Here is a 25,308-nt window from a genome sequence, read left to right as displayed (position 1 = left end):
ACGTGTGCACAGGGTAGGGGTTTGAAGGTTACGATAAAGGACATAGCAGCAGTTGCCGGTGTAAGTCATTCCACCGTCTCCCGTGCATTAAATGACAGTCCTCAGATCAGTCCGGCTACCAAGGATAAAATAAAAGATATCGCCCGGACCATGAACTTCGAGTTCAATGCAGGGGCAAGAAGTTTGAGCGGGCGAAAGACAGGCAATATTGCTGTCGTCTATCAGGCGAAATACGATCAGTTCGGTTCATCGCTTTATGTCAGTCAGCTTTTTATCGAACTCCGCCACTTTCTGGAAAGAATGGATATGGATGTTATTCTCCTCGAGGGATACCACCCTGATACGGGAGCCAGCAATATCAGCCGGCTTTTGAGGCAGCAAAAGGTTGACGGCTTCCTTATCGTGCATAATCTTATAACTAAAAGGGATTACGAAAGTATAAGAAGGTCCGGTTTGCCGGTGGTTCAGCTTCACATGCCCCCGATTTACTGCAACAAAGAGGAGCTTGATTATTTTTTTACCGATCATTTCATGGGCGGGCGGATTGCAACGGATTATCTGATCAGGCAGGGGTGTAAAAAGATTCTGACCGTACCGACGACCGATTTTGATTCGGAAGAATTCAAATTGAGAACCCAGGGGTATAAGCAGGCTTTGGAAGACAATAATATCCCCTTTAAGGAAGAACTGGTTGTCGCCATAGACAGCACTTACCTGAAAGGGTACTACCTTTTTAACAGCATCCCGGAAATTCTGGCAAATGTCGACGGAATTTTCTTTCAGACTGATATTCAGGCCTTCGGGTTTCTGACAGCGGCCAGAGAGAGGGGTATCCGTATACCGGAAGATCTTAAAGTCATCGGTTATGACGACGCGCCGATTTGCGAGTCGACTAATCCGCAGCTGACTACGGTTCATCAGCCGAGAAAAAAACTGGCCGAACTGGCTTGCGACAGAATCATAGATCTGATCAACAAGCGCAATAACGAATCGAGGATACAGGAAGTCTTATTCCCCCATATCGTTGTGAGGGAAACATCTTAGTAGGGATTTAAACTGCATGGGGCAGTTTTTATATTAGGAAATTACTTAAAGGAGTAAAGAATGAAAAAAGTTTTATCGCTTTTACTGATGGTTATGCTGGCTACAGCGGTTTACGCCGGTGGACAGCAGGGAGACAAAGACATGGCTGACGGCGGTGATGTTACCGTTACAATGTTCCAGCTGAAAGTAGAGATCAAGGATGCTCTGGATGCTTATGCGGCCAAGTATTCCGAAATGACTCCCGGTGTTACAGTAAAAGTTGAAACACTTGGTGGCGGTGCCGACTTCGGCGGTGCCATGAAAGCAAAAGCGCAGGCCGGCGAAATGCCCGATATCTTTGTTATCGAAGGAAAGGGCGGCTACGATGTATGGAAAGACTATATTGCCAACCTCGATGATCAGCCCTGGCTGAAAGATACCGATCTGGCATTCATGGTCGATGGAAGTGCTTATGGTTTTCCTGTAGCTATCGAAGGTTACGGACTGGCCTATAATGCCGATATCCTTGCTAAAGCCGGAATCGATCCCGCAACTCTGACTACCAGAAGCGCTTATGAAAAAGCATTCATGACACTCGAAGCCAAGAAAGACGAACTGGGAATCGATGCACCCGTAGCCATGGCTGCTTCCGTAGCCGGCGGTATGTGGTGGGTAGCCGGTCAGCACAACCTGGCAGCCTACTGGGGCGGCGGTCTCGACTTCAATGACACAAGTGTTATCGAAGAAGCTCTTGCCGGAAAAATGGATGAGCCCCGCTTCCGCGAATATGCAAAATACGTACAGCTTCTCTTCAAATATGCCGACCAGAATATCCTTCTCAACGGAAGCTATGACGATCAGGTCGGATCTTTTGCCCAGGGCAAAACAGCATTCCTCCACCAGGGGAACTGGGTTGATCCCAACATGAAGCAGCTCGGCGTAACTTTCAAAATGGGTTATGCTCCCCACGCCTTCACAGAAAAACCTCAGACAGGTCTCTATCTCTTCGCTCCCAGCTGGTACTGTGTGAACAGCCAGAGCCCCAGAGCGGAAGAGGCTAAAGCATTCCTCACTGCAATGGCAACTACAGCCGATGGTCAGTCCTACATCGTAAATGAAGCCGGTATGATTCCCGCATTCAAATCCGTGGAAATCAAACCTACCGGACAGTTGAGCCAGGCTTTAATGGCTGCTAACGCCAAGGGCGGAAACTACGGCGTATTCTTCGGAATGCTTCCCGATGGTGCCGGTCAGAACGTTTTCGGACCTATTTATGACCTTTTCGCTCAGAATCAGGATGATCTTGAACAGTTTATTGCTGATATGAAAGACGCTTTCGCTCAGCTTCCTAACATGTAAGTATTTTTTGAGACGCGCGGTTGTCAAACCGCGCGTCTTCATCCATTTGTTTATTTGTGAAAATCATCACAGATAAAATTACCAGGAGTTCCCCGGGATGAACAATAAACGATTAGTCAATATCCTATTTCTCTTTCCCACGGTTTTTGCATTTGTCATGATTATCGTGGTTCCGTTTTTTTTCGGGCTGTATTATTCTCTGACCGATTGGAACGGAGTCAGCCCCAATATCAATTTCATTGGATTCAAGCATTATATGAATCTGTTTACCTTACCTGATTTTCTGCACTCATTTGTCATTACTATAGCTTTTACCGCCATAAACGTCATTCTGGTAAATATAGTCAGTTTCTCATTATCTCTTATTGTCACAAGTAACCTCAAGCTCCGGAATTTTTACCGGGCCGGTTTTTTCGTACCCTACCTGATCGGCGGGATCGTACTCGGTTACATCTGGCAGTTCCTTTTCAACAATATTTTCCTCGCTATCGGAGACAGTCTTTCCATTGGCTTTCTGCAGGCTTCTTTCCTCAGCAAGCCCGATACGGTTATCTGGGCCATGTCCGTTGTCAACACCTGGCAGTATTCCGGATATCTCATGCTCATTTATGTGGCGTCAATTCAGAGCATACCCGCTTCATTGATGGAAGCCGCTCAGGTTGACGGCGCGCCATATCTTAAAAGAGTGATCCATATTCTCATTCCCATGATGGCTAACGCATTCACCATTTCGCTCTTTTTGACCCTGACCAATTCCTTCAAGCTTTTTGATATGAACTTCACTCTGACCAACGGAGGGCCGGCTACGCGCTTTCTGGGCACTCCGGTCAAAGCCAGTCAGATGTTTGCTATGAATATTGTCGATACGGCCCAGGCGAATAAGATGGCGGAAGCTCAGGCTAAAGCTGTCGTGCTCTTTCTCACCCTGGTCATAGTGGCGTTAATACAGGTTACTATAAACAAGAGAAAAGAGGTGGAAATGTAATGAGTAGTTTAAGTCGATTGAGTCAAAAAGGCGTCGGTGGGAATTCCCGCAGAGCCGGTAGAATTACTCTGGAAGCCATAACCATTTTTCTGTTTATTCTCTTTATGGTTCCCTTTGTCATGGTCGTTCTGAATTCAGCCAAAACATCAAAAGAGATAATCTACAACGCTATTGCCTGGCCTGAAAGCTGGGGTCAGCTCTGGACAAATATCTCATTGATTTTCAACAACAGGACAGTGGACTATCTGGGAGCCTTTGTCGACAGTTTTCTGATCACATTCCTCTCCCTCCTGGTTATTGTTGTTTTTTCGGCCATGGCTGCCTGGGTTCTGGTCCGGAATCACAGAGACTGGGCTGTCTGGATCTTTATGATCTTCGTTGCCGCCATGGTTATTCCCTTCCAGGTTCTTATGTATCCTCTGGTTCGCTGGATGAGGGTTCTGGGAGATTTCCTCAATTTCAAATTGCTGGGAACCATACCGGGTATGGTTTTCGCTTATCTGGGATTCGGGTCTTCCCTTTCCATTTTTATTTTCCATGGATTTATCAAGAATATTCCCTATGAGCTGGAGGAGGCCGCAACTATTGACGGTTGTACCCAGCAGAGAATCTTTTTTCAGATCGTCTTTCCTCTTCTCAAGCCGATTATGGTAACGGTTTTGATTCTGAACGGAATCTGGATCTGGAATGACTATCTGCTTCCGGTCCTCGTTTTGGGATCGAACGGAGCGGTTCAGACTATTCCCATCGCGGTAACGGCTTTTGCCGGAGCCTACCTGAAACAATGGGACCTGATTCTGACATCGACCCTGCTGGCCATTTTACCCGTTATCGTTCTCTATCTTTTTGCTCAGAGATACATCATAAAGGGGATGGTTGAAGGAGCTATTAAGTAGAACGAATTAAATCGCCTGCTTTAATAATACCTTAAAGAGCCGCCGTTGAATTCCGGGAAGTCTTCAGCGGCGGCTCTCTTTACTGTGAAGAGGTGATTAATCGTTTCGTTTAAAGCATCGGGCGGCATGGGATATCTATGACATCCCCCTCACATTCCTGCCGGATGCCGCTTTTCATCAGAATTACGGGAATGATGTTGAAGATAATACGTCAGTCCGTTTCCTCTGTTCATGTCCTTGTAAGAGGGGGAGTAAATAAGATGTTTCTGTACGATAAAGGAGAAGTTTATTTTGGGTGAGAGAATACTGGGGATCATATTTGATCTCGATGGTGTCATTACCGATACGGCTGAATTTCATTACAAAGCCTGGCAGTGGCTTGCGGATAGAGAGGGACTCAGTTTTGACAGAACGGTAAATGAGCAGCTCAGAGGCGTTTCAAGGCGCAAATCCTTAGAAATCATTCTTAAGGGATCAAATATGGAGGAGGAGAGAATCCTCCGGTGCATGGATGATAAGAATGCATACTATCAGACATTGCTGGAAGGGATTTCCCGCCAGGACATTCTTCCCGGGGTCGAAGATCTGCTGAAAGGCATCCGCCGGAGGGGGTGGAAGATTTCCCTTGCGTCAGCCAGCCGCAATGCCCGTTTCATTCTGGAAAAACTGGAACTCATTTCCTTTTTTGACGGGTTGAGCGACGGGTATTCAGTGGTTCGTCCGAAACCGGCTCCCGACGTTTTCATTCATGCCGCCGGACAGCTGGGGCTTCCGGTAACGCAGTGTATTGTTGTTGAGGATGCGGAAGCCGGTGTGAAAGCGGCCCTGGAAGGGGGAATGAAAACTGTGGGGATCGGGCCGGAAAACCGCGTCGGCGCAGCTCATATCCGTTATGACGAACCGGGGCTGATAGCCCTTGATGATTTGCAATCCCTGATTCCTGGCTGATTATTTTTATATACTATTTATGGGGAGACGGCAGAGGCGGACTCCCTTTTTTATTTTCCTACCGGTCTGTACTGTACAATTGAGAGTTTTACCTATTAAATATTAAAAGTTTTACTAAATCAGCATATTGAGGATATTCACCATGACAGAGCTGGGGATTGGGATCGACTTCGGAACGTCCAATACGACGGTAGCGGTCTTCGACGGCAGACAAATCACATATCTGAAGCTGGACAATAGAAGCGGTAAAGGAATCATAATGCCCACAGCCCTCTATCTGGACCGGGAAGGATCTCCTTCTGTCGGAGCAGAGGCTCTGGTCCGCTGTCTTGAAGACAATACGGGGCGGAAAATCGTGCTTTCCCAGAAGGACGTGGGGTCCGTAACGGTTCATATGGGTGAAATGGATCGGGATTATTTCATTGAGCGGGACCGGACTTTTACCACTATAGTTCAAGGGAAGATCGATTCGGAGTTGCCTGGACGGCTTTTCAGGTCCATGAAAAGTTACCTCGGTGACAGCGGAGATCACCGCTTCGACGTTTTCGGCAGAAAGTTCCGCCTTGAAGCCATTTTGACGATCATACTCAGACACATAGGCGGAGAGATAGAAAATCAAACAAAGAACATTGTGAAAAAGATCGCGGTCGGCCGTCCGGTTCTGTACAGCGGGTCAACGGGGGATGCGACATCCCTGGCGCTGGAGAGAATGAAAACTATCTGCGCCAATGCCGGACTGGGGGATGTCTCTTTTCTGATGGAACCGGAAGCCGCCGCCTTAAGCTATCTCCACAGTCATGAATCGGCGGAAGGCGAAAACATTCTCGTCGTCGACTTCGGAGGAGGAACTCTCGACCTCTGTATTATGACGAGGGAAAATAAACGCTACAGCTTAAAGGCCGTTGCCGGTGTGCCGCGGGCGGGTGACAACATCGACCGTCTGATTTACCGCCATAAAATCTTCCCTTTTCTGGGGGATGGTCTCGGGAATGCAGAGGATTTTCACTTCTCCGAGTTTGAAGAAAACCTTCTCAACTGGCAGAGCACATACCTGCTCAACCAGTCCCGCTTTATGGAAAAGATCAACAATCTGATAAAAAGCGGCGGTCAGAATGGTGAAAAAGGGAAACGTCTGAAAAAACTGATCCGCCTCAACGGGTCTTTTCAGCTCATAGAGCTTATTGAAGAAGCAAAAATCGCGCTCTCTACTGTGGAGATGACTTCCATTATTATGGAGGAGATAGATCTTTCAGTTGAATTTTCCCGGACCGATTTTAAGGATATCCTTGAACCTGTATTCAAAGACATCACGGCAGTTGTCGCCGAAGTTCTGGACAAAGCGGGGCTTGATAAAAGGGATTTGAGCCGGGTCCTCTGCACCGGGGGGTCATCGAGGATTCCCGCCGTCAGGCAGCACCTTGCTGAACTTCTCGGACAGGAGCCGGAGGAATGGGATTCCTTCAGGGGGATCGCCGCCGGTCTGGCCGTGGCATCCTATCAGGGGTTGTGAACGAAAGACCGGCTGTCGCCAAGAAAGATTGAATCGATGTTGTGACAGTCTCCTATCCTCTTAAAATCCACTCTCCAGATTTCCCCGTTGTTGGGAAAGGGAGCCTCGTAGAGTGGGAGGGTATTTTTCAGTATGGCCCGGATAATACGGAAAGCCACAGCATGGGTTACAATGAGAAGAGTTTCATCCTTTTCATCCCCTTCCAGTTCCCGGAAAAACGAGAGAAGTCTATCGGCTATCATCGAATAGGACTCTCCGCCGCCCGCGGGAACCCAGTCCCATCTTTTCAGGGGATCCGGTTCATAATGTTCTTCCCTCTTCACTTCATCGTAGTTCATACCGGAATATATGCCCAGATCCTGCTCGGCGATTCTCTCATCCTCGCTAACCGGCAGATTGAAGACTGCGGCGAATTCCTTCGCCGTTTCGAGAGCCCGTACGAGTGGGGAGGATATGATGCGGTCCGGTGTGGTTCTGCTTTTCAGTTCTTCTGCAATCAGCCGGGCGTCGTTTCTTCCCGCATCAGTCAGGGGGTAGGGGAGGCGGCTCGCCAGTATCCGGTTTCTGTTCGCTTCGCTTTCCCCGTGGCGGATCAGCAGGAGTTTTTTCATTATTCATGCCTCCTGAGAGTCAGGCTCAAAGCGCCGGAGAGCAGGAGAATCGCTCCGGCCGTCCCGAAAGGGAGGTAGGGGGAGAGGCTGTACATTTCCGCGGCTATGCTTCCCGCCGGTATGGAAAGGAGCCCGAAGAGTAGATTCCCGGCCGCCAGCTGTCTGGTCCTTTTTCTGTTATCGAGATGATCGGCCCAGAGGCTGTCGAGAAGCGGACGTATGAGGGCCGCACTCATTCCGTCGAGAAGAACGGAGAAAAGCAGCAGGCTCCAGTGATGACCGGGAGAGAGGAGAAGCAGGAGGAGCGACAGGCTCCCGGCGAGAAAACCGGTTGTCAGCATGGTCTTTCTCTGTCTGTTTTTCACTCTCGGCATAATACCCAGAAGTACGATCATAGTGATAAGGGAAATAACCATGGGAACGATGGAAATAAATCCCGATTTCAGTCCCGCCACATCTTTCAGATAGGCAAAATAGAAAAGCGGTTTAAAGATATAAAAAAATTGCACCACCGCCTGGAGAACAAATGTTATGATCCGCTGCCGGTCGGCGAGAAAATAGGAAAGGGACTCACTCAATCCCCTTAACATGCCTGTGTGCTTTTCCTCTTTTTCGAAAACCGGTTCCGTCCACAGAATATTCCGCACCAGAAACATCAGCCCCATTATGACAGCCGATCCGAGATAAATCAGTCTGGTGCCGCCGATGATCCCTTTATCGGCGACTATGAGTCCCGCGAGTGGAGCGAAAAAGCCACCGGTCAATACCATAAAGTGAAGCCCCGAATAATTTCGCAGTCTCTGGGAGGACGTGGCATCTTCTGTCACCATGCAGGTGAAGGAGACATATACCACTTTATTGATGCCGTTTAGAACTGCGGCTATGAGAAACCCGACGATGCTGCGGCTCGTGGCCCAAACCAGGCAGGCCACCATCCATGAGATCATATCAAAAATCACAGTTGTTTTTTTTCTGCCGAGACGGTCTGTCAGGCTCCCCGAAATCAGAGATGATAGTATCTGAGTGCCAACGAGAACTGTCTGGGTCAGGCCGATCTGTCTCTCTGTCAAACCCAGTTCCATCATGTAAAGGACGGCATAGACCGTGAACATATTAAAAGGTATGGACCAGAATGGCTCGGTCATGGTTACGACGCGGCCGTTGTGGCTCATTCCGCGCAGCCAGGGAAGCTTCGATGTGTCTACTATCATCTTTCCCTTTTTAGCAGTTTTCGTCCAGCCGTGCAATGGCGGGAAGACCAAAATGAAAGCAGTTTGAATTTTCAAAGCTTACATAGGAAAATTAAACTATGGAAAGAAAGGTAGATCCGGATCAATACGGAATGGCATACGCTCTTCTCAGATGTGATAATACCTCTCTTTATCTTCTGGACTGCAATGCTATATTCCGGGAGCTGTCAGGTCTGGAGTGCCATAAAAAGAAAAATGCTGCTCAGATTGCATTCGGTGACAGGACTGAGCTTTCTCTGGAAAAGATCCTGACGAGGGACACAATGATCCTTACATTTGCCCGGACCGGCAAATCCCTGAAAGCGGGGCGGCGCAAGGTGGAGGAAGGGCTTTTCGAACTGATTGGTATAGACTTCACCGAATATCAGCGGAAAGAGGAATACATGCAGTTCCGCACGGCAGGTTACAGACAGTTTATAGAAAACCTCCAGGGAATCGCCTTTCAGAGGATGCTCAAACCCGAGCGTCTGGCCATGTTCACCTCCGGAGCCCTGGAAAAGCTGAGCGGCTACCCGGAGGACCAGGCCAGGGATCTGGCTTCCTGGCTGGAAATCATTCATCCCGATGACAGAGACAGAATGGCGGAAGAAGGGCTGAAAATTTATGAAAAGCCGGGCTACGAGAATGAATCGGAATACAGAATTATCCGGAAGGACGGAGAAATCAGGTGGGTCAGAAGTTATGATAACCATTTCCGGTCCGAAGACGGGGATTTCGAGATGGTCCAGGGCCTTATCGTCGATGTAACCGTCCAGAAGAAACAGGAAGAGAAGATCAGGGAGCAGAATATACTTCTCGAGGAATTGTCCATTACCGATCATATGACAGGATTGTCCAACCGCCGTTTCATGAGCAGCATTCTCGAGCATTTTATCAGCGACTACAGGCGTTCGGGAGAAACCTTCTCTCTTCTCATGCTGGATCTGGATCACTTCAAGCTGGTTAATGACCGCTTCGGCCATGACGGGGGAGATGCCGTTATTAAAAAAATGGCGGAAATTCTCAGGCACAATCTCAGGGAGACTGATTTGAAAGCCCGCTGGGGCGGAGAGGAGTTTCTCGTCCTGCTGCCCCGGACCGATCGAAGGGAAGCTGTATTTATTGGTGAGAAGCTTCTCGATATCGTCCGGTCTGTAACGGTTACCCATAACAAAATCGATATCAAATTCACTTTTTCCTGCGGAGTAGCGGTAAACGATCGTCGGCTATCGGAGGAAATCCTTCTTAAACATGCCGATAAGGCGCTCTATCTGGCTAAAGAAGAAGGACGCAACAGGGTTGTTCTCTGGAGTGATAAATAATACACAGAAAAAGTTTATAATATGATAAAATACTCTGAAAAATAAACTGAAGGGAGTGTATTATGAATCAGAGTGTTTTCGATCAGGTTCTGGCAGAAACAGAAAAATCAGTAAAGGGATTTGTAGTCGATGAATGGAAAAATCGTGGACTTTTCCAGAGATTCGGTGAATTATATGAGATGATAAATGGATATGAGGCCGAAGAGGAGCAAAAGATTTACCTCTTCCGCCGCGGTGTGATTCTCCTGGCAGTCGAAGCTGTTCACGATATATTTCCTGCAACCGATTATTTCAGAAAGAATCCCGATGAAAGATTTACAGTTTTCCGGACTCCCGGTCAGGAAAAACATGAAGGAAAAATAGATGAATGGGTCAAAATCGAAAAAGCCAACTGGGACCGACAGGGAGAAGCCGGAGGAGCGGTCGAAGAAGCGTCTCTCCGGGGGACTTGGTGGGATTAGTCGTTATCAGAAGATAAACGCCCTTTTCTTTTTCTTTTTCACTTTTTCAATGGTTTTTACCATCCTCAAGGACAACGAAGAAGTAGCTGCTTCTTCGTTGATCCCTTTTATTGTTTTTGAATTGCTGTTTCTTATTCTCTTTTCCATCGGGGATAAACCTGCCAGCAGAAGAATTCAAGTCGTTTTTTTATATTTCATATCGGGCTTTGTCATAGTATCCAATGCTGTTATCTATAAAGTAGGCTATATCCTTTTCATATTCGTTTACTTTCTTTCAAAAAAACATTCGGTCTTCATTAAGCGAACATCCTTATACCATATAATTGTTCTTTTATTCTTGGGATTATCCATATTCATGAGTATCCTGTCCAACCCTATTATGGCCATTACGGCTGATGAAGAACTGGGACTTTGGCTTATTCTTAATCAGTTGAATTTTCTATTTACGACAATTCTCCTGATCATCATCGTCTTCGAAGATGACATCAAACGCCTCACTCTGGAAAATCAGAAGCTGAATACCCAAATCGAGAAAAGCCGTGTCTTCGTCAATCTCGGAGAAAACATCTCCGGGCTGGTTCACAATATGAACGGAGACCTGGGGCTCATGTCCATGGCCGTGAGCATGCTTGAGGAGGATGTGGAGCACAAAGCCGTCGAGTTCGTTAGAAAGGGCAATAAAAATCTGCAATCCAAAATTCGCAATATCCTCACTCTGGCAAAATACTCCCAGGCGGAAACCGATATGGAGTTCAGCATCAACGCCCTTCTATACAGCCTTCTGGAAGTTTTCAATATCAACAAGCAGTTCAGGATTGTAACCACAAATACTGAATTTACCGATGAGGTCTTTTTTTACGGGAACCCCTCGGAGATCTCCCAGATATTTGAAAACCTTCTGAAAAATGCTTATGAAGCATTGGTAGAATACAAAACCGCCATGGATGAGCAGGGGCATAAAGATTACGATCCCGTCCTGACTATAGGTATCAAAGGACAGACGACGGAAAGCATTATTTCTTTTTCCGATAACGGCCCCGGTATTAAAGCCTGCCTGGAGAAGGACTGCACTGGCGATTGTTCCCGGTGCGATGCCTTCAAGGTCGGCAGAACGACAAAAAAAGAGGGAACCGGCCTGGGTATGGTTTCGGTTCTCCGAACACTGGAAAAATACGAAGGGAATATGAAAATCCGCACTTCTCCGGAAGGTACGGTGATCGAGATTATTCTGGCCCGGGGGTAGCTAGTCCCTGTGCACCAGGAATCCGGCGAACTCGTCATCGGCTGTACGCATAAACTTTTCGAGCTCCCGGTCCTCCAGATGAATGAACTCTCCGAAGGTCGTTGTTTTGTCCGTATTGATATCTTTATCATTTTCGCAATAGGTCGTCTGGTAAAAGGCCAGCTTCTTGGTTTCGTCAATTCCTATTTCGACGAGCCGGCGCGCCCCCTCGCGTATTTTCTTTAGTTTCTCTAACAGGTCCTCATCGGAATCAATATGCCATACTCCGAAAAGGATAGGGCTGTCGGGATTTTTCATATCGCCGATAAATTCCCCTCTCAGCAGATCATCCCGTTCCTTTTTCAGGTAATAGACAAAGTCGAAATGCTCAGCCAGTTTCCGGTCCGTAACGAGGAAATTCCCCGTTTCCGGATCGAGAGTGAAGATCATGATATTGCCGATGGCCTGACCGTAACTCTTGAACAGTTCCCCTTTGTATCCGTTCAGGTCGACATGTTTTTCCAGCTTCACCATGGTATCTCTGATCGCCAGGGATATGCGGTACATCCATTCCTTGATAACCGGATGGTCGCAGCGGTAGCTCTCGATGGTCTCCAGCAGCTTTTCCTCCGATTCATAACCCTGCAGATAAATCAGAATCTGACGGTAGACATCGCGCATATTGTGGAACTTGCTGAACTGCATGATGATGTCGAAAAGGAAGATTTCCATTTTTCTCATCTGCCAGATGACGGATATTACCGCATTGTGGGGTGTTCTTCCTGTGATTTTCGTCGATTCCTGCAGTCCGGTAAACTCGAAGTAACGCCGTTCCAGACTCATGAACCACTTTTCCTTCTCTTTCTGTTTCTTCTTGAAGCGCAGGGTCCAGTAGGTTCCCTCTCCCACGACGCTGTTGATGGCGATGTTCTCCACGCCGATGGTTGAGAAAATCTGAACCGTTCCGAGCCCTTCCCCCTGTTTCCGGATCTTCGTTGTCTGTCCCATGAAGGCGGGATAGCCCTCTTCGTCTTTTATCATCAGCTCGGCCTTGATTCCCGTGCCGTTGTCGCCGACCATCAGGTAGACGTTTTCCTCATCCTGAGAGAGCTGAATGGTGATCATGCCCCTCTCTCCTTTCTCCTTGATCGCGTCAATCGAGTTGGCGAAGAGATTGATCAGCGCGCGGCTGATATTGACATAGGAGCCTTTGATCGAAGAAATTCGGGACTCCATATGGAACTTAATATCACAGTCTTTCATGGACGTTTCGATATAGGGAATGATCCTTTCGGTAATCAGATCCTTCAGGTTCACTTCATGTATGGTTTCGATGCTGTCCCGGAAAGAGTTGAGGATATTGATCAGGCCCGTGGTTTCCCGGTTGATGTCTTCGATAATGCGGTCGCAGTTTTCCAGAGCCAGCTTTTCCACCATGGAAGAGAGAAGGCGAACCACTTTCCGCGCGTCGTGGCGGGTGTTGCCTATCTCTTCCAGAGCGGAGTTCCCCCGGATCTTCCTGGTGCTGCTTCGCTTGATAATCTGAGCCCGGGTCGCGGAAAAGTAGTGATAGATCAGGTTCCTGTAAACGATGGACTCTTCAGATATGAAGCCCATGCTGGAAAAGAAATCCATGGTATCCTGCTGTTTCTCCCAGACATAAAGGCTTATGGTGGATCCCGTGGGAATCATTTCCGCCAGAAATTCGATAAAGAGGGTCCCTATCCCCATTCCGCGGCCGAAGGGGCTCGTGGTCACTTTGTAAATAAGGAAATCTTTCTTCTCCCTGTCGGCGTAAACAAGAATGTAGCCCAGAAGCTCTCCCTCGTGGATATAGACGAAACTGTGTTCATAATCCTTTATCAGATTCGGATTCTTCACATAGGGGGAGGGGATGATGAAAGTATCGATATTGAGCAGAGGATTGTGAAGAATCCGCTTCTCAAGCTCCGGCGTCAGAGGGCTTATGGAATTTTTTGATATGGCAACCATATATTTATTATGAATCATCCCACGGAACTGTACAATTACTGTATACTTTTCAACATTATGAAAAAGATTAAAACTTTACTGTTCTATTACGATGATTTTTCCAATTTTGAAGTGGCCTGTACGGCTTTTCAATTCCACGATGGTCTTATTACAGCGGCGCTGGAGCAGCGGCCTTTTAAGAGCGAAGAGAATATGGTGATGATTCCCCATAAAACGCTTGATGAGATAAATCCGGCCGAAATCGATCTATTTGTCATTCCCGGCGGCAATCCCACATCTCTTTTTGAAAACGCCACGCTTCGCAGCTTTCTGACAGCCGTGGCAGACAGGGGCGGTGTCGTCGCGGGAATATGCGGAGGGACAGGGCTTATGGCGGCCATGGGGCTGCTGAAGGGAAAGAAGTGCACGGGAAACAGTGCCGGTATAGGCCCTGACTGGAAATGGGGATATCCGCTCTTCAGCGAGAGCATCATTACCAATGAGTCGGCGGTCGTTGTCGACGGTAATATGGTAACCTCTCAGGGAAGGGCTTTTCTGGAAATGTCCCTAAGGCTGAATGACGTAATGGGTATGTACAGCTCCGAAGAAGAGCGGCAGCAGGACCTGGACTGGTGGATGGGCGGGAATTGATACCCGCCCCTTAGCAGTCTCTTATCAGGGGATGCCGATCCGTCCCAGAGGGAAGAGCCGGAAGACGACGAATCCCTCGATCCACCGCTCGTCGATGGTGACGGGGTGCAGGTAGGACTTGTGAACAAAGCTGTTCTCGTCCTCTCCCACGAAGAAGCGGTCCGCTTTGTTCAGGCCGTGCCTCAAGTCCAGGGAGTTGTACCGGTTGTCCCCCATGACGAAGTAGTTGTCATCTTCGATCAGGCCGTTCGCCGGGAAAGGGGGAAGGTTGCGGAAGTCATAGTAGCGGAGAATGTAGCCCAGAAACTCTCCCAGAAGCCGTTCGTCCTCTTCCAGTCCGGACTCGGCCGCATCGGTGGGAAGACCGGTGAAAACACCTTCCATATAGCGCAGATTGTCAAGAATCCAGGAACTTACGATCTGCTTGTATCTCAGGTCCGTATTGGATGCCGTATCGAAGAATTCTCCCTCTCCGCCCCGGGCTCCGTGAGACAGAAACTCCCAGCCCCTGCTCCACAGTTCCGCATCGTCCAGGTTGTAGATAAAATGGACATTGTCGTCGCGGAGGTTTTCAATTTTCTGAAAAGGCTGATATGACAGATCTATGGATAGGTACCCTTTATTAATTCTGTCGTATTTGTTCTGAAGTCCGTTTTTAACCGCGGCGAGATGGGATGCTATCAATCGATTGCGGATTCCTTCCGCTTCACGCTTCTTATTGTCTATTTCGTTGAGAACAGCCGTCCGGTCGAGACCGCTGATGGCTCTGTCCCATTCGGTCAGCATCTCTCTGGCCGCTCTGTCGATCGGTAGATACTGGAGCTGGTTCAGACTGCTCTGAGGCAGAGTATAAAGATCCGTTTCCGAATGTATGTCTTTTTCCAGAATTTTGAACTCCTCATCGAGGCTTTCGCGATAATAAATAACATCATTGATAATCTGAATCTGTTCTCCCGGAAGGCCTACCACCCTCTTTACCAGCGGATCGGCTTTTTCATTTCCCGCTTCGTCGTAGCGGTCAATATTGACGGTTGTAAAAGTAATCATATAAAGGAACTGGGAGAGAAGATGCTTCAATTCGCTTTCTACGGTTTTTTTGTATTTCGGGTTCCGGAATGTGACGATGTCTCCCCTGTGGATTTTCTGAAGCGGGGGGATCCGGAATCTGGTGAAGGGGAGTTCCGGTCCTCTTGTTATTTTGTCCACTACCGGTCTGTCTTTGACAAAAAAGACCGGGTACATCGACTCAGAGGGAATGCTGTAAATCTGAATCAGAAAGATATTGATCAGCAACACGAAGATGACCGCAGATAGAAGGGCATCCACCCAGCTGAAGATTTCCCCGAAGAGGCTCTTCTTCTTTTTGGCATTTTTCTTCTCCCAGGCTTTTATCTCTCTGGAGTAGAGGAAAATCTGCCAGGCATTGAATAAGAGTGAAGCCAGCAGAAGCAGTTCCAGAAACAGTGGCGTTTTCAGAACATCGGGGTCGCTTGTTATAAGCGAGGCCTTAAGACAGTATGCCAGATAAAAACCGAAAGTTGAAATCAGCAGATAGCTGTTGAAAACTTTTAATAGCTGATCGCTGAATTTATTGTTGAGCCTTATGATAAAGAAGATATTGGCTCCGATAATAGCTGCTGATACAAGGCTGAACAGCTGGGCTTTACCCGTCGGTTCCATTCTCCATGAATAGAGTATCTGAACGAGAAAATAAAGGGCTGTCGTAATTATAAGTCTTCCGCTGTATTTGTTGAATTTCTGCATAAACCAAAGAATAGGTAAAACTCACCTTTAATTCAAGATTCAGGATATTAACAATTGTTAAAAAGAAAATGTGTTTAATTTTCAGATGGGTCATACTATAATAGAGCCAGTATGAAAAACACGGTAAAAAAAGGGAGGGGAGCTGCTATTCTCATCATGGCTCTGGCTTTTTCCCTTTTCCTCATAGACCGATTGTTCCTGATCGAAAACAGAACTCTGCATTTAGCCGGAACTCTGGCGGTTCTGCTTTTTTATTCATTAGTTCTGCGCGTCTCCGGCAAAAATCATAAACATGATATTCCCGTTCCCCTGGATGAGGATTCTCTTTCGGATGATTCTTCTGCTCCCGGTGTTCTCATACCCGTTGAGGATGAAAGCGATCTGGGAGAGCTGATTGAGGTGGGAGGAGACGTTCCAGAATACAATCCCTTCCAGCCTGAAATCCGGGAAGATATATACAGACTCCCCGTCGCCGTTCCCTATACGCCAGATTCTGAACCCATTGAAGAACTGGAAGCCTTTGAAGAGCCGGTCGAGGAACTCGAACCTGTAGACGACTGATCTTTTTTCTCCAACTTTTCTCCTCTGCGAATTTGTAAAAACCACCACCGCTTCTTATAATTTCAATAAAGATCGAATTGAAACAGGAGAGAAAGATGAAGCAAAGATCCATAGCATTGCTTTGTTTGTTGCTGGCAGGAGTGTATTCCATCGGGGCTCAGGCTGATTCAAATTATGTTGATGTAAAAGAGACAAATGAAGAGATAGCCAGACTTCAGAGAACCAATGACAATCACAGGACGATAATAGAAACCAATGCAGAGAGAAAGGCCTTTCTGGAAAACAGAATTCAGACCTCTGAATCCAGGCTGGAGAAAATCGCGGAGAATCTGGCTTATGCCAGTGAAACCAATCTGGAACTGAATTCCATCAGCCGGGAAACGAAAGACAGAGAGACTCTGGATAGACTGGATTCGAGCCGGGCCGAGCTGAAAAGCGTAATGTGGATTTTAAGGACAGAGCAGACCAGGTTGACCGAACAGGTCGCTTCGGATAAAGACGAAGTGGAATTCCTGACCAATGATTCGGCGAGACGGGAAGCCATCGTCGCCAGAAATGAGGAATTGATTGCCGAGAAGCAGAAAGCCGTATCGGATACGGAGGCGAAAATCAACGAAGTTTCAACTAAGCTTGATTCTATCATCGGAGAGCTTGAATCTCTGAGAGAGGAAGTTACGACAGACGGGAATTGATTGACCTGTCTGCTGTTGGAAAAAACGAGCCGCTGTTCTACGAGTTCAGCGGCTTTTTTCATAGTTGACACCAAATTTTTCTGATCTTATCATATATGAACGTGAAAAAGAAAATATCGATCCGCTTTATTCTCATTCTCGGGATGCCCGGTCTGGTTATGGGAATTATAAGCTTCATCATCCTTTCGACTTATTTCTCTTCGAAGCAGGTCTTTACCGAACATGCCAGAGAGATAATGGGTAATATTTCTTCCTACACCATAGATAAGTCGCGCAGTCACCTCTATCCTGCCCGGGACGCCGCTCTGCTCACGAGCGGTCTGGCTGTTAACAAAATAGTCACATCCAGCCGTAAAAACGAAATGGAGCACTATTTCTTTGAGCAGCTGATGGTCAATTCCCAGTTCTCCAACATTTATTACGGAACGGTTGAAGGGGAGTTCGTCATGGTTTCCCGCCGCGGCGAAGAGGGGTTTATGACAAAGAACATCTCTCTGACTGATGGAGAGCGTTCTGTCGTGTTCCGGGAGACTGATCTGTTTTTCCGGGAAACCCGCCAGTATTCCGATGATCAGGATACTTATGACCCCCGGAAGAGACCCTGGTTCATTCAGGCTATAGAGGCCAGAAGTCTGATATGGACCGATCCCTATGTCTTTTTCACCTCCCGTAATCCCGGAATTACGACAGCCAGCCCGGTCTATAATGATAACGGTTCTCTTCATGGTGTCGTCGGGGTGGATATCGAAATTTCCGAACTTTCCGATTTTCTGGCCAGTCTGAGCATAGGAAAAAACGGAAAAGCCTTTATTCTCGATAACACGGGCAAGGTTCTGGCCTATCCCGAAAAAAGTCAGCTTACAGTCAATACCGATGATGATGCTGTTCATCTGGCCACTATCGGCGAACTGGAAGACGAAGTGAGTAAAGCGGCTTATGAAGCCCTGCAATCGAAAGAATATGAACTGGATGAAAAGAGCGAGCTTTTTTTCACCTTTAATTATGAGAATCAGGTCTTCCATGCCATGTTTGCTCCCTTCAAGGCTTCTTATTGGCCCTGGTTGCTGGGAATCTATATTCCCGAAGATGACTATATCGGAGCTTTGAAAAAAAACAGAACCTCTTCCCTTATCATATCCCTGTCTCTGGGGCTTGTTACCATTCTTATCGGATTTTTCATAACCCGGTCGATAGTCCAGCCCCTTATCCGTCTGCAGGGCGCTGCGAAATCGGTGGGCAGCGGTAATCTGAAAAGTCCTCTCAATATTGAGACGTCCTACAGGGAAGTGGATGAAACCGCCAGAGTTTTTGAACTGATGCGTATCGAACTGGAGGAGAAATCGCGCATAGAAGAGCAGCTTCAGCAGACCCAAAAGGTCGAATCCATCGGCCGGCTTGCCGGCGGGGTAGCTCACGATCTGAATAATCTATTGACTCCGATACTGGGCTACAGCGAAATGCTTATGAACAAAATGGAGAACGAAGCCCTGAAAAGGCAGGTCCAGCAGATCTTCAAAGCGGGTGGCAAAGCCCGTGATCTGGTTCAGCAGCTACTGGCCTTCAGCCGCAAACAGGAGCTGGAGTATAAGCCGCTTGATCTCAACAAAGTGGTTACGGGGTTCCAGAAACTTCTCAAGAGAACCATACGCGAAGATATTTCCATTGAAATTGTAGAATCGGAAAAAACACCCATAGTCATGGCCGATCCCGGACAGATCGAGCAGGTTATTCTCAATTTATGCGTCAATGCCCAGGATGCCATGCCTGCCGGAGGAGTTCTCACTGTAGAGTTGACAGTTGTGGAAATGGAGAACAGTTCGGGACGGAAGTACAATAATATCGAAAAGGGGTCTTATGTTCTGCTGGCCATCAGCGATACGGGACAGGGGATGGCGCCGGAAATCAAGGATAAAATCTTCGAACCCTTTTTCTCTACGAAGGGCGAGTTCGGCATCGGACTCGGACTTGCCACGGTATATGGTATCGTGAACCAGCATAACGGCGATATCCTTGTCTACAGCGAACCCGGACGGGGGTCGACCTTTAAAGTCTATCTTCCCTTGAGTTCGGAAAATCTGCCGGCGGAAAAGAAAGAAGCAGATGGAGAAAACCGACGGGGGTCTGAAACAGTTCTAGTCGCCGAAGACAACAGGCAGGTTAAAGAACTGACGGAAACCATTCTGCGGGATCTGGGATATAATGTCCTGAGCAGCGCCAACGGCACGGAAGCTATAAATGTTCTCTCAACCTACAAGGGGAAAGTGGATATCCTTCTTACCGATGTCATCATGCCCGATATGAACGGCAGAGAGCTTTATGAAAAAATATCCCGGAGCCGGAAAAATCTGAAGGTCCTGTACATGTCGGGTTATGCCGACAAGGCCATGGCACAGCAGAATATTCTGGAAATGGGTTCTCTGTTTATCCAGAAACCCTTTTCCATGGGAAGTCTTGCCAAAAAGTTGCGCGAAGTCATAGAAATGGATTGATAGACACTATATTTCATGTAAGAATCCCATATGGCTCAAAAAGAAATCAGTAACCATACTTATCTTCTGATAATTCTGTCCTTGCTTCTGACAGGAATGATCTTTACCGGTCTGGCCGATTCCGGCATTAGTGCGACCGCGAAAGGTTTTTTGAAAATACAAACACATCCGGCCAGGCTTATTAATGATTATATTGAAATCGCCGGTACCGGCGGAGCCCTGTTGAACGGAGCTCTTGTAGGGGCTATTGGCCTTCTTTTGATTCTGGTGTCCCGGATACCCCTCTCGGGACCGACTTTCGCCGCTGTTCTGACTATGGCGGGTTTCGGTCTTTTCGGAAAAACCCCTCTCAATATCCTACCGATTTTTTTCGGTGTATATCTATCGGCCCGGCTTGTGGGAAAAGGTCTCCGTGACTATCTTATGATCGCCCTTTTCGGAACGGCTCTGGCTCCTCTTGTCAGCACTCTTGCCTGGGAACTGGGACTGCCTCCTCTGGCGGCTGTTCTTGCCGGTACAGCCGGGGGGATCGTTACAGGTTTCTTTCTTCCCGCCATCGCTGTTTCCATGCTCCATCTCCATCAGGGGTATAACCTCTATAATATGGGGCTGACCTGCGGTTTCTTCGGGCTTTTCGCCGCCGCACTTTTACGGGGATTCGGCCATGAATATGCCGGGGCTTTTTACTGGTTCGAGGGGACAAACCCCTATCTGTCACTTCTCGTTCCGGCCATGTCGCTCCTGCTGATCGCTGCCGGAATCGTCAGAGACGGGAGGAAGGTCTGGAAAGCCCTGAGAGAAATTCTTACCATACCCGGCCGTCTTCCCTCGGATTTTATCGATCTCGTCTCCGCGGGAGGAACCCTGCTCAACAGCGGACTGATCGGCTTGGCCGGTTCACTTTATATCTACCTTATCGGAGCGCCTTTTAACGGATCTGTTATCGGCGGTTTGCTTACCATAATGGGTTTCGGGGCTTTCGGTACCCATATTTCCAATGCCTGGCCTGTTGTTACCGGTGTCATCCTGGCTACTCTGGCTACAGGGAATTCCCTTAATTCCCCCGGCCCTGTTCTCGCGGCGATTTTTTCTACGACGCTGGCTCCCCTGGCCGGAGAATTCGGTATTCCCGCCGGTGTGGCGGCCGGTATCATTCATCTCCTCATGGTGCTCCAGACGGGGGCCTGGCACGGCGGCATGAATCTCTATAACAATGGTTTTGCCGGAGGTTTGACGGCATCTCTAATAATTGCTGTTATTCAGTGGTACAGAACGAACAAAGAGGAATTCTGATATGAAAAGAAAAGACTTCATTCTCCATCTTATCGGGGAAATCTCAAGTTATATTCTCCAGGGCGATCCCATGAGGATGGTTATCTCCCTTCATCAGGAGGAAGACGGCCTTCATCTGTGCATTATCGATGACAACGAACACAGCGATGAGGAAATCAAAAAAATAGACAAGGCCCTCAACAGCCGGAAAAGACCCGAACTGGCCAGCTATTACGGCGCTATGACCGGTCACGACCTTCTGGGCTCCTCCAGGCTCAATCTTCTGGGGTGGCAGCTCAAGCACTGCGATGTTGCCAGAACCGGCAGTGGTATCAAGATCGATCTCTGGCTGGGCGGCGACCGCTTCGACAGCCGGAAGTTTACCATACCTGAAGGGAAAAATTAGTTTATTTTTAATTTTGTTCTTTTTTTATCGATAAAATAAAGGTTCCCCCTTTTCAACCGTTGCCTGAGTGTGAAAATTTTTGTATGGTGTACCTTATCGAGTAATTTAATGATGTTTAACCATATAGAAGACAAAACGCTGAGCCGTACCGTTATAAAAACCCGCCGACGCATCCTGGAAGCATCGTTCGAGCTTTTCGCCCGCAACGGAATTTTCAGGACGACAATGGTGGATATCGCAGACGCCGTCGGCTTGACCCGGAGAACGCTTTATAATCATTACGATACCAAAGAGGAACTCGCTCTTCTCCTTCACAAACTGCTGTTGAATGATGTCCTGGATAACTGCAACTACAAACTGCAGCCTGGAGACATGAACAAAGAGGGAATCAAACACTGTCTTGTCTCGCTTTACAATTATCTCATCAAGGATTCCGAACGACTGGCCTTTACTGTCTATTTCGATCAGTACGCCCGGGAGCGGAATGATTTAATAGGGGAAGAAAATCTCTTCGTCAACTATCTTCTGAACAATACGAAAATTATCGAGTATTTTACTCAGTTAAAAATTAATGGGAGCTTTAGAGATGCTTCCGTGGCTCCTGAATTGATGGCGAAAATATGTTTTGAAAGCCTGATCGCCTATCTTGAAAGGATCAGTTTCAGACTTGAAGCTCATAAAGAGCAGGGCATTGTCAAATATCACGATTACATTATGCTGATAGATAAGCTGCTTTAGGGCATTGAAGGAGACTCATAGTGATGGATCTCGGAATACTGGGCTATGACGATTCAAGGACCCTTAATAAAAAAAGAGGAGAAATCCTCGAAGCCGCCAAAGTTCTTTTCATCGATCAGGGAATTGACAGAGTTTCCATGCAGATGATTGCCGAAGCGTCCTCCATAACCCGTAGGAGCCTTTACAATTATTATGAATCCAAAGAAAAAATTGCCGTAGATATCCAGATTCTCAACCTGAGAAAAGTCAGTTTTTTCGATACCTGGAATATTCTGGGTAAACCGGCTGTTGAAGTGAAAGAGATTATAAAAGATATTCTTGAAAACCAGCTTCAGGAATATATGTTTATCAGCTGTTTCGATATCTTCTTCAGCAGGGGATATCCCGATAAAAAGTATGTGGATTTCATGCAGCGGGAGATCAGCACCAGGACATTTGTTTCCAATCAGGATCTGTCCCGTCCCGAATCTGTAGATTACTCCGAGTTCGCCACAATCGATATGCTTATTGCCTACACACAGAGATTGGTTATGAGGATTGTACGGGAATCTCTGTCTTTCGCGGTTGTAGAGGAAGAAGTCAATCTCATCTGTTCCCTCCTGACCTGATCCTTTAAAATCTTAACATTTACAAATCAGAAATGCATTGTATAATTATAAATAATCCATCTCCGAGTCTGTTTTCCTAAAGTCTTCTATGGAATGCAGACCGTCAGGGTCTTGTGGAGAAATCCCCCGGCCTCCCGTGTTTGGAAAGGAGAAATCAGACAAGGGAGAAATGTATGGATAAAATTTTACGTGTCAGGATGAGTTCCAAACCGGAATACTCTATCGAAGAAGTAGGCGACTATGCCGGGATCGGCGGGCGCGCTCTCACCTCAAAAGTCATTTTTACGGAAGTTCCTCCTCTCTGCCACCCTCTGGGGCCGGAAAATAAGCTTGTAATTGCTCCGGGGCTTATGTCGGGAAGCGCCGCGGCGATTTCCGGGCGTCTATCCGTCGGCTGCAAGAGCCCTTTGACCGGAACGATTAAGGAATCCAACGCGGGAGGTCAGGCAGCCCAGGTTCTGGCTAAGATCGGTTACGCCGCCATCATTCTCGAAGGGGAATCTCCTGAGGGAAAACTCTATACTCTAATTGTCAGGAAAGACAGCGTGGAAATCGTTCCCGCCGACGATATAACAGGCCTGAACAACTATGCGGCTGTAGAAAAACTTGTGGCCAAATACGGTGAAAAATGCGCTTATATGTCTATCGGTTCTGCCGGTGAAAGAAAGATGGCCAACTCATCAATCGCCGTAACCGATATGGAATTAAGACCTACCAGACATTGCGGAAGGGGAGGCGTCGGCGCCGTAATGGCTTCCAAAGGCATAAAAGCCCTTGTTCTCGATGATGCGGGCTGTTCCGTCAGAAAGCCTGTTAATGATGAGGCTTTCAAAGCCGCCAACAAAGAGTTTATCGCCGGAATCAAGAAACACGCGGTTTCCGGACAGGGGCTCCCCGCCTACGGGACCAACGTCCTTGCCAATGTTATCAACGAAGCGGGCGGATTTCCCACTAACAACTTCACAACGGGACAGTTCGACAAAGTTCATAACATCAGCGGCGAAACCCAGGCTGAAACCGAAACTTCACGGGGCGGCCTGGCTACCCACGGATGCCATCGCGGCTGCGTTATTCAGTGTTCCGGTACCTATGTGGACAAAGATGGAAACTATATAACCAAGCAGCCGGAATACGAAACAGTCTGGGCTCACGGAGCCAACTGCGGTATCGATGACCTGGACGCCATCGCCAGAATGGACCGTATGGATGACGATTTCGGATTGGATACGATCGAAATGGGCGCCACCATCGGTGTGGCCATGGAAGCGGGACTCTGTGAATTCGGAGACGCCGAAGGCGCGATGAAACTGGTCAGGGAAGTCGGCGAAGGGACGCCTCTGGGTAGAATCCTCGGAAGCGGAGCCGCTGTTGCGGCCAAGACATTCGGTATCGAGAGAGCTCCGGTCGTCAAAGGACAGGCCATGCCTGCCTACGACCCGAGACCGATTCAGGGTATCGGAGTAACCTATGCCACCACACCTATGGGAGCAGACCACACGGCCGGTTACGCCATTGCCACCAACATCCTTAAAGTGGGCGGATTTGTCGATCCTCTGAAACCTCAGGGGCAGATCGAACTCTCTCGGAACCTGCAGATCGCCACGGCAGCCATAGACTCGACGGGAATGTGTCTCTTTATAGCTTTTCCCATTCTCGATCAGCCTGAAACCTTCAACGCTTTCGTCGATCTGATTAACGCATTCCACGGCCTGAATCTGACTGCCGATGACGTAACAGCCCTCGGTAAAGACATTCTGACCTGGGAGCGGGAGTTCAACAAAAGAGCGGGATTTACCAAAGAGCACGACAGGCTTCCCATGTACTTCAAACGGGAGAGACTGGCTCCTCATGATGCCATTTTCGACGTGACAGACGAAGAACTGGATCAGGTTTTCAACTGGTAATATGAAATATATCGGGAAAAATGAAAGCGGCAGTCTTATACTCACCATGGAATTGCAGAAAGGAGTTCTGGTTCCCTTTCTTGAAGAGGAAACGGTAACCGCTTTCATCCTCAGAGTTCTGAATCTCTCAAAGGATCAGATGGAAAAAGAGGTTCAGACTCTGATTCTCAATAACGGTTGTGTTGATGAGCCGGAGGCTAGGGTTCTGGCCTCCGGCGATACATTGGTGCTTTCCGGTGCCATGCCCGGGCTTGTGGGGGCTATGCTTAGAAGCAACAGCCCCATAAAAGCCATGAGGAACACCATAAGCGAAGCCTCTTCCGGAAGAGATGAGACTATGGCTGAAGGCTTTATCCGCCTGAAACTATTTAACACAGTTCTCACCGATCATAAAGAAGATGTTCTGCGCTGCGGTTTTTATATAGAGGAAACAGAGGGGTAGAGGATTTTGACTGTTGAAGTGAAGACTTTTGCCACATTGCGGACTGTATATCCCCCTGTTCCCGAGATGGAAATCTCCGAAGGGGAGTCTATCGGCTCCCTTGTGGACAGGCTGGGCATTCCCAGGGAGAAAATTACCATCATATTTATCAATAATATTCACGGGACATTCGACTCGCCTGTAAAGGGGGGGGATTCCATAGGCCTTTTCCCTCCCATAGGGGGAGGGTGAATTTTAAAGGATC

At 47.9% G+C, this 25,308-nt stretch carries 25 protein-coding genes and 1 riboswitch; of the genes, 20 read left to right on the top strand and 5 right to left on the bottom strand.

Translation table 11 applies throughout. The annotated features are described in order from the left end of the window. The first annotated feature begins 21 nt into the window (after nt 1-21). The 6 genes from HNR50_RS13160 to HNR50_RS13135 all read left to right on the top strand — a co-directional run bounded on the left by HNR50_RS13160 (nt 22) and on the right by HNR50_RS13135 (nt 6,721). Nucleotides 22-1,044, top strand: coding sequence for a LacI family DNA-binding transcriptional regulator (locus HNR50_RS13160; RefSeq protein WP_184747239.1), 1,023 nt, complete (start codon nt 22-24; stop codon nt 1,042-1,044). A 60-nt stretch (nt 1,045-1,104) separates the two neighbouring features. Further along, on the top strand, nt 1,105-2,382 hold the full coding sequence (locus HNR50_RS13155) for an ABC transporter substrate-binding protein (RefSeq protein ID WP_184747238.1): 1,278 nt from the start codon (nt 1,105-1,107) through the stop codon (nt 2,380-2,382). A gap of 97 nt (nt 2,383-2,479) precedes the next feature. After that, on the top strand, nt 2,480-3,367 hold the full coding sequence (locus tag HNR50_RS13150; protein ID WP_184747237.1) for a carbohydrate ABC transporter permease: 888 nt from the start codon (nt 2,480-2,482) through the stop codon (nt 3,365-3,367). Continuing rightward, nucleotides 3,367-4,263 carry a carbohydrate ABC transporter permease gene (locus HNR50_RS13145; RefSeq protein WP_184747236.1) on the top strand — a complete coding sequence of 299 codons (897 nt, stop codon included), beginning with the start codon at nt 3,367-3,369 and terminating at the stop codon, nt 4,261-4,263. Before HNR50_RS13150 ends, HNR50_RS13145 begins: the two co-directional genes overlap by 1 nt. 291 nt (nt 4,264-4,554) lie before the next feature. Then, nucleotides 4,555-5,211 (top strand): beta-phosphoglucomutase, encoded by a 657-nt coding sequence (pgmB, locus tag HNR50_RS13140; RefSeq protein WP_221439878.1) that lies wholly within the window; start codon nt 4,555-4,557, stop codon nt 5,209-5,211. A 142-nt stretch (nt 5,212-5,353) separates the two neighbouring features. After that, nucleotides 5,354-6,721 carry an Hsp70 family protein gene (locus HNR50_RS13135; RefSeq protein ID WP_184747235.1) on the top strand — a complete coding sequence of 456 codons (1,368 nt, stop codon included), beginning with the start codon at nt 5,354-5,356 and terminating at the stop codon, nt 6,719-6,721. Here HNR50_RS13135 and HNR50_RS13130 read toward each other — a convergent pair. Further along, nucleotides 6,709-7,332 carry a histidine phosphatase family protein gene (locus tag HNR50_RS13130; protein ID WP_184747234.1) on the bottom strand — a complete coding sequence of 208 codons (624 nt, stop codon included), beginning with the start codon at nt 7,330-7,332 and terminating at the stop codon, nt 6,709-6,711. The genes HNR50_RS13135 and HNR50_RS13130 overlap by 13 nt on opposite strands. Beyond that, complete coding sequence (locus HNR50_RS13125) at nt 7,332-8,543, bottom strand: MFS transporter (protein ID WP_184747233.1); 1,212 nt, start codon at nt 8,541-8,543, stop codon at nt 7,332-7,334. Before HNR50_RS13125 ends, HNR50_RS13130 begins: the two co-directional genes overlap by 1 nt. Before the next feature lie 98 nt (nt 8,544-8,641). Here HNR50_RS13125 and HNR50_RS13120 point away from each other — a divergent pair, with 98 nt between their 5' ends. Together HNR50_RS13120 and HNR50_RS13115 are read left to right on the top strand one after the other, a co-directional pair. Further along, entirely contained in the window at nt 8,642-9,883 is a 1,242-nt protein-coding gene (locus tag HNR50_RS13120; protein ID WP_184747232.1) for a sensor domain-containing diguanylate cyclase, read from the top strand. A gap of 62 nt (nt 9,884-9,945) precedes the next feature. Continuing rightward, entirely contained in the window at nt 9,946-10,344 is a 399-nt protein-coding gene (locus HNR50_RS13115; protein ID WP_184747231.1) for a hypothetical protein, read from the top strand. A 6-nt stretch (nt 10,345-10,350) separates the two neighbouring features. On the opposite strand, the gene HNR50_RS13110 is transcribed toward HNR50_RS13115, so the two are convergent. Then, nucleotides 10,351-10,491 (bottom strand): hypothetical protein, encoded by a 141-nt coding sequence (locus HNR50_RS13110; protein ID WP_184747230.1) that lies wholly within the window; start codon nt 10,489-10,491, stop codon nt 10,351-10,353. A 190-nt stretch (nt 10,492-10,681) separates the two neighbouring features. Between HNR50_RS13110 and HNR50_RS13105 the strand changes: the two genes are divergently transcribed. After that, nucleotides 10,682-11,587 carry an ATP-binding protein gene (locus HNR50_RS13105; RefSeq protein ID WP_221439877.1) on the top strand — a complete coding sequence of 302 codons (906 nt, stop codon included), beginning with the start codon at nt 10,682-10,684 and terminating at the stop codon, nt 11,585-11,587. Here the strand turns inward: HNR50_RS13105 and HNR50_RS13100 are convergent, their stop codons facing one another. Beyond that, nucleotides 11,588-13,558 (bottom strand): GNAT family N-acetyltransferase, encoded by a 1,971-nt coding sequence (locus HNR50_RS13100; protein ID WP_184747228.1) that lies wholly within the window; start codon nt 13,556-13,558, stop codon nt 11,588-11,590. 57 nt (nt 13,559-13,615) lie between these two features. Between HNR50_RS13100 and HNR50_RS13095 the strand changes: the two genes are divergently transcribed. After that, on the top strand, nt 13,616-14,188 hold the full coding sequence (locus HNR50_RS13095; RefSeq protein WP_184747227.1) for a DJ-1/PfpI family protein: 573 nt from the start codon (nt 13,616-13,618) through the stop codon (nt 14,186-14,188). 24 nt (nt 14,189-14,212) lie between these two features. On the opposite strand, the gene lepB is transcribed toward HNR50_RS13095, so the two are convergent. Then, on the bottom strand, nt 14,213-15,952 hold the full coding sequence (gene lepB / locus HNR50_RS13090; RefSeq protein ID WP_184747226.1) for a signal peptidase I: 1,740 nt from the start codon (nt 15,950-15,952) through the stop codon (nt 14,213-14,215). A 111-nt stretch (nt 15,953-16,063) separates the two neighbouring features. On the opposite strand from lepB, the gene HNR50_RS13085 reads away from it, so the two are divergent. The 10 genes from HNR50_RS13085 to HNR50_RS13040 all read left to right on the top strand — a co-directional run bounded on the left by HNR50_RS13085 (nt 16,064) and on the right by HNR50_RS13040 (nt 25,295). Beyond that, nucleotides 16,064-16,513, top strand: a complete 450-nt coding sequence (locus HNR50_RS13085; protein ID WP_184747225.1) for a hypothetical protein — start codon at nt 16,064-16,066, stop codon at nt 16,511-16,513. Nucleotides 16,514-16,608: 95 nt separating this feature from the next. Continuing rightward, nucleotides 16,609-17,205, top strand: coding sequence for a hypothetical protein (locus tag HNR50_RS13080; protein ID WP_184747224.1), 597 nt, complete (start codon nt 16,609-16,611; stop codon nt 17,203-17,205). Nucleotides 17,206-17,306: 101 nt separating this feature from the next. Beyond that, nucleotides 17,307-19,694 (top strand): cache domain-containing protein, encoded by a 2,388-nt coding sequence (locus tag HNR50_RS13075; protein ID WP_184747223.1) that lies wholly within the window; start codon nt 17,307-17,309, stop codon nt 19,692-19,694. Nucleotides 19,695-19,724: 30 nt separating this feature from the next. Then, nucleotides 19,725-20,987 (top strand): DUF1576 domain-containing protein, encoded by a 1,263-nt coding sequence (locus tag HNR50_RS13070; protein ID WP_184747222.1) that lies wholly within the window; start codon nt 19,725-19,727, stop codon nt 20,985-20,987. Nucleotide 20,988: 1 nt separating this feature from the next. Beyond that, nucleotides 20,989-21,372 carry a hypothetical protein gene (locus tag HNR50_RS13065; RefSeq protein WP_184747221.1) on the top strand — a complete coding sequence of 128 codons (384 nt, stop codon included), beginning with the start codon at nt 20,989-20,991 and terminating at the stop codon, nt 21,370-21,372. A gap of 108 nt (nt 21,373-21,480) precedes the next feature. Continuing rightward, entirely contained in the window at nt 21,481-22,110 is a 630-nt protein-coding gene (locus HNR50_RS13060; RefSeq protein ID WP_184747220.1) for a TetR/AcrR family transcriptional regulator, read from the top strand. 23 nt (nt 22,111-22,133) lie between these two features. Next, complete coding sequence (locus tag HNR50_RS13055) at nt 22,134-22,718, top strand: TetR/AcrR family transcriptional regulator (protein WP_221439876.1); 585 nt, start codon at nt 22,134-22,136, stop codon at nt 22,716-22,718. Nucleotides 22,719-22,766: 48 nt separating this feature from the next. Then, nucleotides 22,767-22,885: riboswitch (molybdenum cofactor riboswitch) on the top strand. Nucleotides 22,886-22,891: 6 nt separating this feature from the next. Further along, the gene (locus HNR50_RS13050; RefSeq protein ID WP_184747218.1) at nt 22,892-24,622 is read left to right on the top strand and encodes an aldehyde ferredoxin oxidoreductase family protein; all 1,731 of its coding nucleotides are present in this window, start codon (nt 22,892-22,894) and stop codon (nt 24,620-24,622) included. A 1-nt stretch (nt 24,623) separates the two neighbouring features. Beyond that, nucleotides 24,624-25,064, top strand: coding sequence for a hypothetical protein (locus HNR50_RS13045; RefSeq protein ID WP_184747217.1), 441 nt, complete (start codon nt 24,624-24,626; stop codon nt 25,062-25,064). Between the two features lie 6 nt (nt 25,065-25,070). Further along, nucleotides 25,071-25,295: a MoaD/ThiS family protein gene (locus HNR50_RS13040; protein ID WP_184747216.1), complete on the top strand. Its 225-nt coding sequence runs from the start codon at nt 25,071-25,073 to the stop codon at nt 25,293-25,295. Nucleotides 25,296-25,308 lie beyond the last annotated feature (13 nt).

The organism is Spirochaeta isovalerica, from assembly GCF_014207565.1.
GTDB classification, from domain to species: domain Bacteria; phylum Spirochaetota; class Spirochaetia; order DSM-2461; family DSM-2461; genus Spirochaeta_F; species Spirochaeta_F isovalerica.
Note: the sequence above shows the minus strand (reverse complement) of the source record. Positions and strands in the feature narration are given on the sequence as shown.

What these genes read in the sequence shown, in the direction of transcription:
- HNR50_RS13110 (WP_184747230.1), bottom strand. Translation starts at nt 10,491, where the DNA reads ATGGAAAAGAGAATAAGAAACAGCAATTCAAAAACAATAAAAGGGATC.
- HNR50_RS13115 (WP_184747231.1), top strand. Translation starts at nt 9,946, where the DNA reads ATGAATCAGAGTGTTTTCGATCAGGTTCTGGCAGAAACAGAAAAATCA.
- HNR50_RS13060 (WP_184747220.1), top strand. Translation starts at nt 21,481, where the DNA reads ATGATGTTTAACCATATAGAAGACAAAACGCTGAGCCGTACCGTTATA.
- HNR50_RS13155 (WP_184747238.1), top strand. Translation starts at nt 1,105, where the DNA reads ATGAAAAAAGTTTTATCGCTTTTACTGATGGTTATGCTGGCTACAGCG.
- HNR50_RS13130 (WP_184747234.1), bottom strand. Translation starts at nt 7,332, where the DNA reads ATGAAAAAACTCCTGCTGATCCGCCACGGGGAAAGCGAAGCGAACAGA.
- HNR50_RS13045 (WP_184747217.1), top strand. Translation starts at nt 24,624, where the DNA reads ATGAAATATATCGGGAAAAATGAAAGCGGCAGTCTTATACTCACCATG.
- HNR50_RS13085 (WP_184747225.1), top strand. Translation starts at nt 16,064, where the DNA reads ATGAAAAACACGGTAAAAAAAGGGAGGGGAGCTGCTATTCTCATCATG.
- lepB (WP_184747226.1), bottom strand. Translation starts at nt 15,952, where the DNA reads ATGCAGAAATTCAACAAATACAGCGGAAGACTTATAATTACGACAGCC.
- HNR50_RS13120 (WP_184747232.1), top strand. Translation starts at nt 8,642, where the DNA reads ATGGAAAGAAAGGTAGATCCGGATCAATACGGAATGGCATACGCTCTT.
- HNR50_RS13080 (WP_184747224.1), top strand. Translation starts at nt 16,609, where the DNA reads ATGAAGCAAAGATCCATAGCATTGCTTTGTTTGTTGCTGGCAGGAGTG.
- HNR50_RS13125 (WP_184747233.1), bottom strand. Translation starts at nt 8,543, where the DNA reads ATGATAGTAGACACATCGAAGCTTCCCTGGCTGCGCGGAATGAGCCAC.
- HNR50_RS13050 (WP_184747218.1), top strand. Translation starts at nt 22,892, where the DNA reads ATGGATAAAATTTTACGTGTCAGGATGAGTTCCAAACCGGAATACTCT.
- HNR50_RS13135 (WP_184747235.1), top strand. Translation starts at nt 5,354, where the DNA reads ATGACAGAGCTGGGGATTGGGATCGACTTCGGAACGTCCAATACGACG.
- HNR50_RS13100 (WP_184747228.1), bottom strand. Translation starts at nt 13,558, where the DNA reads ATGGTTGCCATATCAAAAAATTCCATAAGCCCTCTGACGCCGGAGCTT.
- HNR50_RS13145 (WP_184747236.1), top strand. Translation starts at nt 3,367, where the DNA reads ATGAGTAGTTTAAGTCGATTGAGTCAAAAAGGCGTCGGTGGGAATTCC.
- HNR50_RS13055 (WP_221439876.1), top strand. Translation starts at nt 22,134, where the DNA reads ATGGATCTCGGAATACTGGGCTATGACGATTCAAGGACCCTTAATAAA.
- HNR50_RS13095 (WP_184747227.1), top strand. Translation starts at nt 13,616, where the DNA reads ATGAAAAAGATTAAAACTTTACTGTTCTATTACGATGATTTTTCCAAT.
- HNR50_RS13070 (WP_184747222.1), top strand. Translation starts at nt 19,725, where the DNA reads ATGGCTCAAAAAGAAATCAGTAACCATACTTATCTTCTGATAATTCTG.
- HNR50_RS13065 (WP_184747221.1), top strand. Translation starts at nt 20,989, where the DNA reads ATGAAAAGAAAAGACTTCATTCTCCATCTTATCGGGGAAATCTCAAGT.
- HNR50_RS13150 (WP_184747237.1), top strand. Translation starts at nt 2,480, where the DNA reads ATGAACAATAAACGATTAGTCAATATCCTATTTCTCTTTCCCACGGTT.